General features: G+C 30.2%; 11 protein-coding genes. All 11 read left to right on the plus strand.

Translation table 11 applies throughout. From position 1 onward, the window contains the following. Positions 1-10: 10 nt before the first annotated feature. The 11 genes from ACHRVX_RS17185 to ACHRVX_RS17235 are packed head-to-tail and all read left to right on the plus strand — an operon-like array spanning position 11 to position 12,926. Positions 11-676, plus strand: coding sequence for a cytidylyltransferase domain-containing protein (locus ACHRVX_RS17185; protein WP_395334373.1), 666 nt, complete (start codon positions 11-13; stop codon positions 674-676). Further along, on the plus strand, positions 673-1,320 hold the full coding sequence (locus tag ACHRVX_RS17190) for a hypothetical protein (RefSeq protein WP_395334375.1): 648 nt from the start codon (positions 673-675) through the stop codon (positions 1,318-1,320). Before ACHRVX_RS17185 ends, ACHRVX_RS17190 begins: the two co-directional genes overlap by 4 nt. After that, positions 1,317-2,357 (plus strand): N-acetylneuraminate synthase family protein, encoded by a 1,041-nt coding sequence (locus tag ACHRVX_RS17195; RefSeq protein WP_395334377.1) that lies wholly within the window; start codon positions 1,317-1,319, stop codon positions 2,355-2,357. Before ACHRVX_RS17190 ends, ACHRVX_RS17195 begins: the two co-directional genes overlap by 4 nt. A 10-nt stretch (positions 2,358-2,367) precedes the next feature. Further along, positions 2,368-3,489 (plus strand): UDP-N-acetylglucosamine 2-epimerase, encoded by a 1,122-nt coding sequence (gene neuC, locus ACHRVX_RS17200; RefSeq protein ID WP_395334379.1) that lies wholly within the window; start codon positions 2,368-2,370, stop codon positions 3,487-3,489. Further along, positions 3,489-4,883 carry a UDP-glycosyltransferase gene (locus ACHRVX_RS17205; protein WP_395334381.1) on the plus strand — a complete coding sequence of 465 codons (1,395 nt, stop codon included), beginning with the start codon at positions 3,489-3,491 and terminating at the stop codon, positions 4,881-4,883. The genes neuC and ACHRVX_RS17205 overlap by 1 nt, the downstream gene beginning before the upstream one ends. A 48-nt stretch (positions 4,884-4,931) precedes the next feature. Further along, positions 4,932-6,365 (plus strand): MBOAT family O-acyltransferase, encoded by a 1,434-nt coding sequence (locus ACHRVX_RS17210; protein ID WP_395334383.1) that lies wholly within the window; start codon positions 4,932-4,934, stop codon positions 6,363-6,365. Further along, complete coding sequence (locus tag ACHRVX_RS17215) at positions 6,366-7,247, plus strand: hypothetical protein (protein WP_395334385.1); 882 nt, start codon at positions 6,366-6,368, stop codon at positions 7,245-7,247. A 25-nt stretch (positions 7,248-7,272) separates the two neighbouring features. Next, positions 7,273-8,598: an alpha-1,2-fucosyltransferase gene (locus ACHRVX_RS17220; protein WP_395334387.1), complete on the plus strand. Its 1,326-nt coding sequence runs from the start codon at positions 7,273-7,275 to the stop codon at positions 8,596-8,598. Beyond that, positions 8,588-9,760: a glycosyltransferase family 4 protein gene (locus ACHRVX_RS17225; protein WP_395334389.1), complete on the plus strand. Its 1,173-nt coding sequence runs from the start codon at positions 8,588-8,590 to the stop codon at positions 9,758-9,760. The genes ACHRVX_RS17220 and ACHRVX_RS17225 overlap by 11 nt, the downstream gene beginning before the upstream one ends. Further along, entirely contained in the window at positions 9,760-11,304 is a 1,545-nt protein-coding gene (locus ACHRVX_RS17230) for a glycosyltransferase family 2 protein (protein WP_395334390.1), read from the plus strand. The genes ACHRVX_RS17225 and ACHRVX_RS17230 overlap by 1 nt, the downstream gene beginning before the upstream one ends. Before the next feature lie 2 nt (positions 11,305-11,306). Further along, on the plus strand, positions 11,307-12,926 hold the full coding sequence (locus ACHRVX_RS17235; protein WP_395334392.1) for a hypothetical protein: 1,620 nt from the start codon (positions 11,307-11,309) through the stop codon (positions 12,924-12,926). Positions 12,927-12,928: the final 2 nt, after the last annotated feature.

The following is a 12,928-nucleotide window of genomic DNA, read 5'->3' on the forward strand; positions in this document are numbered from 1 at the left end:
TTGCTTTCAAATGAAGACAATCGCTATCATTCCGGCAAGAGGAGGTTCTAAACGACTGCCTCATAAAAATGTAAAGATACTTGACGGAATTCCATTATTGGCGCATAGTATTATATATGCTCAGGCAAATAGCAAAATAATAGACGAAGTTTATGTTTCAACTGATGATTATGCAATTAAAAAAGTTGCGATATCATTTGGAGCAAAAATTATAGATAGGCCAAAATCATTATCCGGAGATTTACAACCCACAGTATCGGCATTAAAACATGTGATAGAAGAATTAGGAGAAACCGTTGAAAATGTAATTTTATTACAGCCAACAAATCCTTTAAGACCTGAAAATCTCCTAAAGGATGCTTTTGAAATATATGAAAAGGAGGATTACGACAGCTTGTTTACAGTGACCAGAAATCATCAGAAATTTGGTAAAATGGAACACAAGAAATTTATTCCTTTCAATTACAAAATTGGACAGCGTAGTCAGGATTTAGAACCACTTTTTTATGAAAATGGATTACTTTACATCACAAAGGCCGCATTAATTCTGGAAAATATAATTATTTCTGAAGTTGCATTGCCTTTCGAAATAGATCATATTTTTGCTAAGATTGATATTGATACACAGGAAGATTTTGATTACGCAGAATGGATAATAACAAAAAATAAAAAATGAAAATAAAAAAACTTGCTATTGACAATTACAAATATTTTTGTTCTTTAGAAGGGAGTGATTATATCGCAAGCGAATTTGCATTAGAAACAATCTTAAAACTTATAAAAAAGTTTAATGTGTCAAATATTATGGAAATTGGACTTGGCATTGGGTCTGTTTCTGATACAATTCTGAAATTTTCTAAAATTGAAAATCTGCAAATTAACTACGTTGGAACAGAAAAAAATCAATTTTGCCTGAATGCATTACCACAAAACGTGCAAAACTTTAATGAAATTCAGCTTTTTTCTGAATTAATTGAAGTCCCTAATAATAAGTTTGATTTAATTATTATTGATGGCTTAGATCTTTCGTTAGTAGAAATTAAAAAATATTGCGCTCCAAACGCGATACTTTTTATTGAAGGAGGAAGAGAAGAACAAACAAAATCGATACTGGATATCTTCCCCAATTATTTGTTTGTTAATGTAATAACCCTAAAGAAAAATCCTCCGTATGCACATGAAAGCAGGAGCGTAAAAAGTTACATTGGCGGTGGACAATTAATTTTTACCAATCCTACTTTTAAAATGAGATTATTTTGGGCAAAACAAAAACTCTTAACTTTTATAAAAATAAAAATTAGAAAAAACTTTAAAAAATGAATCCATTTATAGAAATAGCAGGAAGAAAAATTGGACAGGATTTTCCGCCTTTAGTAATAGCCGAAATAGGAATTAATCACGAAGGCTCTTTACATGTAGCAAAAGAAATGGTGGACGCAGCGTATGGTGCCGGCGTTGAAGTTGTAAAACATCAAACTCATATTGTAGAAGATGAAATGAGTGGAGCTGCTAAAAAAGTAATTCCGGGGAATGCTGATGTTTCTATTTATGAAATAATGGAACGCTGTTCTCTAAATGAAGCCGATGAATTAGAACTTAAAAACTATGTCGAAAGTAAAGGCATGATTTTTATTTCAACCCCATTTTCAAGAGCTGCGGCAGAACGTTTAAAGAAATTTGATATTTCCGCATACAAAATTGGTTCCGGTGAATGTAATAATTACCCGTTATTAGAACATATTGCTTCTTTTGGCAAACCTGTTATTTTAAGCACTGGTATGAATACTATAGAAAGCGTACAAAAAGCAGTGGCTATTTTTGACAAACATAATATTCCTGTAGCACTTTTGCATACTACTAATTTATATCCTACGCCCATTCATTTAGTGCGTTTTGGAGCAATGGTTGAATTGCATAAAGCATTTCCTGATAAAGTTTTTGGTTTAAGTGACCATACTTTAAATAATAATGCTTGTTTAGGTGCCGTTGCATTAGGTGCCAGTATATTAGAAAGACATTTTACAGATCATATGCAGCGAACAGGTCCGGATATTGTTTGCAGCATGGATGAAAAAGCATGTCAGGAATTAATCGTTTCTTCGGCAGAGATAGCTTTAATGCGAGGCGGAACTAAAAAACCGGCTTTAGAAGAACAAGTAACAATTGATTTCGCATTTGCTACAGTTTGCGCTGTAGCTTCAATAAAAAAAGGAGAAGTTTTATCTAAAGAAAATATCTGGGTAAAACGTCCCGGAACAGGAAAAATTTTAGCTGAACATTTTAATGATTTAATCGGGAAAGTGGCAACAAGAAACATTGAAAATGATGAACAATTAGATTTTTCTGATTTTGAGTAAATCAATGTAAATGAAAAAAATCCTATTTCTTACCGGTACACGTGCTGATTTTGGCAAAATAAAATCATTAATCCAAACGCTGGAAAAACAAGATAATTTTGAAGTCTTTGTTTTTGTAACCGGTATGCATTTACAAGAAGTTTATGGTTATACATTAATAGAAATTGAGCGATGTCATTTTAAAAATGTTTTTACATTCGAAAATCACACGCACGAAACCACAATGGATTTGACATTGGCAAAAACCATCGAAGGATTGTCAAATTATTGTAAAACGATTAATCCGGATATGATAGTGGTACACGGAGATCGTGTAGAAACTCTTGCGGGCGCTATTGTTGGATCACTAAATAATATTTTGGTATCACATATCGAAGGAGGAGAAATTTCAGGAACAGTAGATGAATTAATTCGCCATAGCGTGAGTAAATTAAGTCATATTCATTTTGTTTCAAATAAGCAGGCAGCAAAACGATTGATTCAAATGGGAGAAATCGAAGAATCTGTTTTTACAATAGGTTCACCGGATATTGACATCATGTTTTCAGACCAATTACCGGATTTACAAACTGCCAGAGAATACTATAAAATTCCATTTGATGATTTCGCAATCGTAATGTTTCATCCGGTTACGACCGAATTTTCAAATATGAAAGAATACGCAGAAACATTTGTAGATTCATTATTAAACGACTCCCATAACTACATTGTAATTTTTCCGAATAATGATTTAGGAAGTCAGTTTATTCTCGATGCATACGAAAAGCTAAAAGAAAATTCAAGATTCAGAATTTTTCCATCCCTTAGATTTGAATATTTTCTGATGTTATTAAAAAATAGCCAATTCATAATAGGCAATAGCAGCGCAGGAATAAGAGAAGCTCCCTATTACGGAATCCCAATTATAAACATTGGAACAAGACAACAGAACAGAGCAGTTCATGCAGATATCATCAACACAGATTATTCATTAGTTGGGATAAAAGAAGCATTGTCTATAATTGATACACATCAGGTTCAGGGATCAATCGCCGATTTTGGTGAAGGAAATAGTAACGAATTATTTCTTCAGTCTCTTCAAAAATCGGATATTTGGCACCTCAATCATCAAAAACAATTTAGAGACAGTTAATGCAAAATAAAAAAATATTCATTTTACTTCCCGATGGAGTGGGACTTAGAAATTTTGCTTTTTCTAATTTTTTCCAATTCGGATTAAAGCAAAATTTTCAAATAACATATTGGAATAATACTCCTTTTGATTTGACCACTTTAGGTTTTGATGCAATAAATATCAAGAATGCAAAAACAAATCTTTTAACGGATAGTTACAAAAACGCCCGAAAACATATTGAACTTAATTTAAGTATTCAGGCGGAGAAAGATTTGGTTTATGATACCTATCGTTTTCCTTTTTCATATAAAAAAATAAAACCAGCCGTAAAAAATTTAATTTCTCAGTTTTTAATTGCAACACATTCTTCAAATAAAGGTTTACAAAAGATTTGTCAAAAAATTAAAAGATTAGAACAAAGCGGCGATTATTACAAACATTGTTTAGCAACCTTGAAAACAGAAAAACCTGATATGGTTTTTTGTACAAATCAGCGTCCGGTTTTGGCAATTGCGCCATTATTAGCAGCGCAGAAACTTGGGATTCCAACAGCGACTTTTATTTTTTCCTGGGATAATTTGCCAAAAGCAACAATGGTAGTAGAGACTGATTTTTATTTTGTCTGGAGCAAACACATGAAAAATGAATTACTGCATTATTATCCAAATATAAAAGAAACTCAGATTTTTATCACTGGAACACCACAATTCGAAAGTCATTTTGATACCACCAAAATAGTTTCAAAGGATGAATTTTTTGAAAAACATCAGCTTGATCCAAACAAAAAATATATTTGTTATTCCGGCGATGATTTTACAACTTGCCCGGATGATCCACAATATTTATCTGACGTTGCAGATGCAGTTAGAGAATTAAATAGTGAAGGAAATTCGTTAGGGATTATTTTTAGACGTTGTCCCGTCGATTTCTCTAACAGATACGATGAGGTTCTTGATAAAAATAAAGATATAATAAAACCAATTGCACCTTTATGGCAAAAAGTGGGAGAAGACTGGGATACTATTTTACCAACAAAAGAAGATCTTGAATTACAAATAAACACCATCAAACATACTGAAATGGTACTGAATTTAGGATCATCAATGGTATTTGATTATGTTGCACATCAAAAAGCTTGTGCTTTTATAAATTATGATGTTCAAAATAAAGTAGATAAAAACTGGTCAGTTTCAAAAATTTACCAATATGTTCATTTTCGTTCCATGCCCAATAAAAATGCTGTTTTGTGGTTGAATTCTCCTCAGGATATAAAAGAAAAAATCAAACTTGGTTTAGTACAACAATCTGAAACCATTGCAAATGCCCAAAAATGGTTTGAGGTAATCAATCAGCATCCACCGCAAAATGTGTCAGAAAGAATTTGGAAAGCAATAGCAACCATACTTAACTAATTTCAAGTTTTATTTTAAATAAATTGTTTACCAAATTTTCAAAATAATATGTTTTTTAACTCCTTAGCATTTGCTGTCTTTTTACCAATCGTTTTTTTTCTGTATTGGTTTGTTTTTAATAAAACAAAAAGCACCCAAAATGCTTTATTAATTATTGCCAGTTATTATTTCTATTCCTGCTGGGATTGGAGATTCTTATTTTTATTGGTTTTCTCCACTTTTCTGGATTATTACACCGGAATTCAAATTGAAAAAGGAAAATCAGAAGGAAGTAGAAAATTTTGGTTTTGGCTTAGTATTATAGTCAATTTAGGGTTTTTAGGAATATTCAAATACTATAACTTCTTTGCCTCATCATTCGCAGATTTATTAGGTTCAGTAGGAGTAAAGGCAAGTCCAATTTTATTAAATGTAATCCTTCCGGTTGGTATTTCATTTTATACTTTTCATGGATTGTCTTACGTAATTGATATTTATTATAAACGAATAAAAGCCGAATATAACTTTGTAGATTATTCTTTATTTGTGAGTTATTTTCCTCTTTTGGTTGCAGGTCCAATAGAGAGAGCCACACACTTATTGCCACAGGTAAAAGTTAAGCGTGAGTTTGATTTTGAAAAAGCCAAAGAAGGTATTTGCCAGATAGTTTGGGGTTTAGTCAAAAAAGTAGTGATCGCAGATACGTGTGCAACTTATGCAAATGCTATTTTTGACCACTATACTGCAATGAATTCTTTTTCATTAATTCTGGGAGCAATTTATTTCGCATTTCAAATTTATGGAGACTTCTCCGGATATTCAGATATTGCATTAGGAGTGTCAAAATTATTTGGATTAGACTTATTACGAAACTTCAATTATCCCTATTTCTCAAGAGATATAGCCGAGTTTTGGCGTCGTTGGCATATTTCACTTTCATCATGGTTTCGCGATTATTTATACATTCCGTTAGGCGGAAGCAAAGGCGGAATCTGGATGAAAATCAGGAACACATTCATCATTTTTGTAGTAAGCGGATTTTGGCATGGTGCAAACTGGACATACATCGTTTGGGGATTTATAAACGCAGTTTACTTTCTGCCATTATTATTATCAGACAGTAACAGGAAAAATATGGACGCCATTGTATTAAAGTGGAATTTTGATTCAGTAAAAGTACTATTGAGCATTTTATATACATTTTTATTGACATGTGTAGCCTGGGTATTTTTTAGATCCAAAAGCATAACAGATGCAATTTTGTATTTAAAGCGAATGGTTACAAACTGGAATTTCGATTTTCAATATCTGGAAAATGAACGCTATAATTATGAATTGTTACTATTAACAGGACTTTTTGTTCTGGTAGAATGGAATAATCGTAACAAAGTCGAGCCTATTTCAGGTAAAAGAAGCTGGTTGAGATTAACCATGGCTATTGGTGCTATTCTGGCATTCGGAATTTTTTCAGATTATAAAGAATTTATATATTTTCAGTTTTAGATGAAGCAATTTTTAATTTTTATATGCAAAATTGTTCTGGGAACAGTTTTAGTGGCAGTTCTATTAGACGGATTATACACTGTCATTTTTCTACAGTGTAAAAACAGAGGAAAGATAGATAATATTTATAATTCAGAAGGAGAAAAATATGATGTAATAATTTTGGGGTCATCAAGAGCAAATAATCATTTCGTACCCAAAATGTTTGAAGAAAAGGGATTAAAAGCCTTTAATTATGGTATGAGTGGCTCACATTTGTTTGAAACATCCCTGATGTTAAAACTGATGATTGAAAGAAAATATCAAATTAAAAATGTTATTCTTGAGGCAGATTTAAATCTTGCAGGCAAGAAACGATCTGAAGGAATTTCTTGTGCTTTTTTGCCTTATATTCATAATTCAGAAGTGGTAAAAAGTCATTTTAAGACACAAAAAGATTTTAATGAATTATATTATATTCCGTTTTACAGATATATTAAATACGAAAATAAAATAGGATTCAGAGAAATGTTTTTTAATGCTGTTCATAAAAGAACAGCGAATTTAGACAATGATGGTTATTATCCGTTAATAGGCGTTGAAAACGGCAATATGAAAAATAATATCGTTAATTTAAATCCGCTGCCGCACAATAGATATTACGAAGAAATTAAAAGTATTTGCAAAGCCAATCATATAAATCTAATAACGGTAATGACGCCAATGTGCGAAAATGTTACTGGAATGGATTATTTCGATAAGGTAAAAAAAGCATATCCCGAAATCCATAACTATGAAAACGTTGTTGTAGATAATAAATATTTTTCATCTTGCGGACACATGAATGACACTGGTGCCAAAATGTTTACAGCCAGAATATTAAAAGATTTTTTTAATAAATAATTCTGTTTCAGAGCTAAAGTAATACATGATCACGTACAGTAAAATAGGGAAGAAAGGAAATTTAGGAAATCAGCTGTTTCAAATAGCTTCAACTATTGGATTGGGTGTGAAAAACAATCTCGAATTTTCTTTTTTAGATTGGAAATATCAGTATTGCTTCAAAAACAAATTACCTCGATTAGATCTTGATTTTTCTAATTTTGAACCTATTGATGAAAAAGAGTATAACTATCATGACTGGAATTTAAAAGATAAAGATTATGACATTTCCGGGTGGCTTCAATCAGAGAAATATTTTGATAAGGCACTGACAAAATTTTACTTCGAATTTTCTGAAAGTTTAATTGATAGCCTAAAAACGAAATATCAGGAAGCTTTTAAAAAACGAACTCTTCTTATTTCAATAAGAAGAGGAGATTTTGTAAACCATCCGGATTATTTTCAGTTATCAATAAAATATTATTTAAATAGTTTAGTTCGCTTTTTTCCTGATTGGGAATCCTGTAATCTTATAATATTAAGTGATGATATTAGATATTGTAAGTTTCATTTTTCATTTTTGGAAAATGCATTTTTTGGCGATGGATTAAACGAAGTGGAACAACTTTGTTTAGGAACATTATGTGATGATTTTATTTTAAGTAATTCAACTTTTTCATGGTGGTCAGGTTGGCTGGGAGAAAAAGAAGATTCTAAAGTAATCAGACCATTCAAAAATTTAGACGGATTAAAAAGTGTTGAATTAAATGATAAAGATTACTTTCCGGAAAGATGGATGCAGTATAATCATATGAATGATAGACTTGCCTTAGAAAATGTGATTTTTCAGATAAAGTCAGCTCAAAATAATGCAATAATTAAAAATTATATTTTAAATTATTTCGAAGTAAAAGTAGTTTTTGAAAAGGCAGAAGCCGGAATTTTGGATAAAATTTATTATCTGAATAATCATTACTTTTTACCTCCAATCCTTATTTATGTAAGTTATCTGAAACTGAATAAATCTAAATTGGTTATTAATAATTTAATTGAAATATTTAAACTTTCTCAGCAATTAAATCAGAAGGAGCTTTTAGAGCAAAATGATTTTGGGTTATTTTCATCTGTATTTTCATTTGAAAATTTCAAAATACAATTTAAGATTGACGAACCTGAAATATATTTAAAAAACAACACGTTATCAGTTGATAATTTGAATTTACAGAATGAAATTACAATAAATTTTTCAGGCGGAAAATTTGCTGTAATTGGAGGTTACCAATACAGTTTTAAGAGATTGATTAAAAACAGCACGAACGCAGCTAAAAGAAGTATTAAAAAAATGCTTTTAATAAAAAAATATGGTAAATAATTTACATGTTGCTTATATCGTTTCTCATTATGCACATCAACTTTTTGGGCATGACGGAGGATTAGGAACAAGCGTTTACAATTTAGTTGAAAAACTTAAAACAATTAATATTAAAACATCTGTTTTTGTATATGGACAAAAAGAAGATTTTACTTTTGAAGAAAATAATGCAACAATTTATAGTTTAAAAGATTGTGAAGAGAGTTTTTTGAAATTTTATTTCAATCGAAAGAAAATAGAAAAGTTCATAAATGATAAAATAATTGAAAATAATATTCATATAATCGAAGCTCCTGACTGGACAGGAATTACTGCTTTTATGAATTTTAAGATTCCTGTGGTAATTCGTTTTCATGGAAGCGATGCCTATTTTTGTCATCTGGAAAACAGAAAACAAAAACTTAAAAATTACTGGTCTGAAAAATTAGCTTTAAAAAATGCAAGCGGTTTTATTTCACCAACAACTTTTGCCGGCGAACTTTCAGGAAAAATTTTTAATTTAAAGAATAAAGAAATAAAGACCATTTATCACGGACTGGAATTGCAAAATTTTACAAACAGCAATCAAATGCTTTACGAAAAAGGATTGATTTTGTATGTTGGAACATTAATTCGTAAAAAAGGAGTTTTAGAATTGCCTGAAATATTCCATAAAGTTCGAAAGATTCATCCTGATGCAAAATTAATTTTAATTGGAAGTGACGCTCCTGATATTCAGACAAAGTCAAAATCGACCTGGCAAATGATGCAATCCCAGTTTGATGCAGATGATTTGAAAAATGTTACTTACTTAGGAAAAATGCCCTATAGTGAAGTACAGGAATATATTAAAAAAGCAAATGTTTGTGTTTTTCCAACTTTTGCCGAAACCTTAGGAATGGTTACAATTGAATCTATGGCCTTGCAAAAAGCTGTTGTAAATAGTAACATTGGCTGGTCTAAGGAACTTATTATGGATAAGGAAAGCGGTTTTTTAGTGCATCCTTCGGATCATAAATTATATGCTCAAAGAATTGTTGCATTACTACAAGACGAATCACTTTGTTTAAAAATAGGCAAACAAGCAAGAGAAAGGATAGAAGCAAAATTTGACCTAAATAAATTAGCAGAAGAAAATATAGAATTCTATCAAAAAATAATCAGCCAATACCAAAACAGATAATGATTGTTGTTTATCATCACAATAATAAAGTTGTAGAAGTTGTTCTGGAAAAACAAAATGTTAATTTTGCTACTAACAATATTTCAAATGTTTTAGTAGAAATTGCTATTTCAGATCCTGATGAAATTTTAATTTGGTGTTCATTAGATTTAAAACCAAACCTTAATTTATCAGAGATGGCTGCTGTTTTTCATCATAAAAAAATAATGGCTTCTTACAATCCTTTTACAACATCATTATTATCTAAAGCAATTGGTTATGTAGAAGAATCTCCCTTTATAAATATCAATAAACAAGTTACCTATCCCACCTGGCAAATGAGTAGTTGTGTAGGAGGAATTCACGCAGGTGTACTATTACAATTGAAAAATTCGATTTCAACAGGGAACAATTTTGAGTATTTTTTACATTCAATAGCAAAATTAGCTATGAATAATGGTCTTTTATGTTATTCAGAACCACTTTTATTGAAAAATCACATTAATCGAATTTCTGATAAAAAAGAGAGTTCGTTTGTTTTATTCGAGTTTGTAAAACAACACTATAAAACACGTTGGGTATTTTTATTGTTTTTTAATTTATTTCTATACGAAAGAAAAATATCTCTTTTTCCGCTCATTTTTAGTTTGTTCTATTCTAAAAGAAAACTGGATAAAAAAGTATTAAACACCTTAGAAATAAAATCTTCAAAAAAAATAATTGATACAGAAGAAGTAGATATTATTATTCCGACGATTGGCAGAAAAGATTTTTTATACGATATTTTAAAAGATTTTTCGGTACAGACAAATTTGCCTAAAAAGATTATCATTGTCGAGCAAAATACAAATTTAGAAAGTATTTCAGAGCTTGATTATCTTCAAAACGAAAGTTGGCCTTTTAATATAAAACACATTTTCACACATCAGGCGGGCGCATGTAATGCGAGAAATCTGGCTTTGGATGAAATCGAAAGTGAGTGGGTTTTTATGGCAGATGATGATATTAGAATTAAAGATTCATTTTTAAAAGAAGCATTTGTTCAAATTCATAAATTTGGACTTAATGAAATTACATTTGGGTGTTATGATAGTGGCTATGACTTTAACAAAAAATACCGGAACCATATGCAATGGGAAACATTTGGTTCCGGTTGCAGTATTGTAAAACGTAAATCTCTGGAAACACTTAAGTATCGAAAAAGTTTTGAATTTGGTTACGGAGAAGATGCAGATTTTGGTATGCAGCTCCGCAATAAAGGGCTTGATATTATATACTTTCCAGAACCTGAAATTTTACATTTAAAAGCACCCGTAGGAGGATTTAGAACAAAACCGGTTTTAGAATGGCAAAAAGACATCATTCAGCCTAAACCATCGCCAACAGTTATGCTGTATAAGATTTTACATTTGAGTAAAGAACAAATTAATGGTTATAAAACGATTTTATTTTTTAAATTTTATAAATTGCAATCAATAAAAAATCCAATTCGATATTTTTTTTATTTTAAAAAACAGTGGAATCAAAGTGAATATTGGGCAAATCAATTAAAAAATAAAATATAATTTTGATACAATCTATAATTATTATCACTCCTTCAGGAAGTCAAAAAATTGATGCTGAGGTAAATAATTTTCAAAAAAAAGTCATAGATGTATCTTTATTCAATCTTTTAGACTACAATTCATTCGATATAAAAATTACATTTACTGAAGCTATTGCTGAATTTCGTGATCACGATTTTACATGGAAAAAATGTAAGGAATACTACGTAGCAAATGAGTTTAGTCCTAAAATAATACGATTTTCAAATAATCAAATAGTTCAGTCTAACATAACTTCAGGAATTTGGGAAATTGATCCTAAAAACGCAACAATTTTACTTTGGCGTTTTAATCCTGATTGTTCAGCGCCAATTGCAAATTATTTGGGAAATGAAAATAAGAAAACAATATCTTCAGCAAATCAAAAATTTAGCTTCATTGAAACGCCAACATTGTTATTTCCTAAAAATGACGCAATTGAGTTAAGTCGTTCAAAAATTCCATTTACTCCGGTAGCTTGTTTTACAGATCATTGTGATTTTGATACTGCTGAAAATCTGGTTTTACAAAGAAAATTTTTCAAGGAACATCATATAGAAGTAACTAAAGGATTTTTCCTGAATCATTTCTCAAAACGAGAAGATAATGCATCATTTCAAAATCAAAAAGAAGAACTTTTAAAATGGAATAATGATGGACACGAATTGTGTTATCACTCACTTTCACAATCTATAAAAACAGATGAACAAAGTTTTGCAGATTTTGAGCAATTTGCTCCTCCGCTAAACAATATCAAAGTTTGGATCGATCATGGATTTCAGCCTTACAATTTTTCTCTTTTAAAGAACGGGAAATTTAGCGAGAATCGATTTGAAGCAATTTTACAGGAAAAGCAAATTAATACGCTTTGGAATTATATCGATTCAGGAACTGCAACTAATGGAGTTATAAATCAATTTAATACCCAACATTTTACATTATCAAGTTTTTTAAATGGTAATAAAGATTTAGGCTTGATAAAGAAATTGCAGTTAATAATCAAAAATATTATTTTTCACTATTATAATGAAGAGGATTTAATTTTAAGATATAAATACACTGCATCGCGTTTTAAAAAAGTATTTTTTCAAAGAGATATAAAGTCATTTTTACCTTTCATAAAAGATTTAATTAAGCTTAGTGTTTCTATTTTTGCAGTTTTAATATCCTGGAATAGTAAGAAAAAGAAACCTTATAAATTAGCAAAATATTCTCCTGTGGTATTCAAACATACTATTGTTGATAAAGATTTTTATATTTTTCAAACTTTAGAAATGCTTGATTTCAAAAAATCATTATCGCAGGAAAATATAAATACACTAATAAATGAAAAAGGTGTTTTTATTGCACATACATATTTTTCTGTGCCAATGAAATACCATGACGGGAAACTACTTTCAACGCCAACGACAATAGACGAAAAAGTAGCTGAAAATTTTAAATATCTAGGTTCTAAGATTGTAAATAATGAAATCTGGAATCCAACTCTTACCGAATTAATTGAATACTGGGCTGATTTTGAAAAAGTAGTTTTTGATATTGATTCAGAAGGTACTATTTTTGAAAAAAGCAACACAAGTCTACAAATGCGACAGGCAATTTAATT

The organism is Flavobacterium sp. FlaQc-47, from assembly GCF_044006475.1.
Taxonomy (GTDB): domain Bacteria; phylum Bacteroidota; class Bacteroidia; order Flavobacteriales; family Flavobacteriaceae; genus Flavobacterium.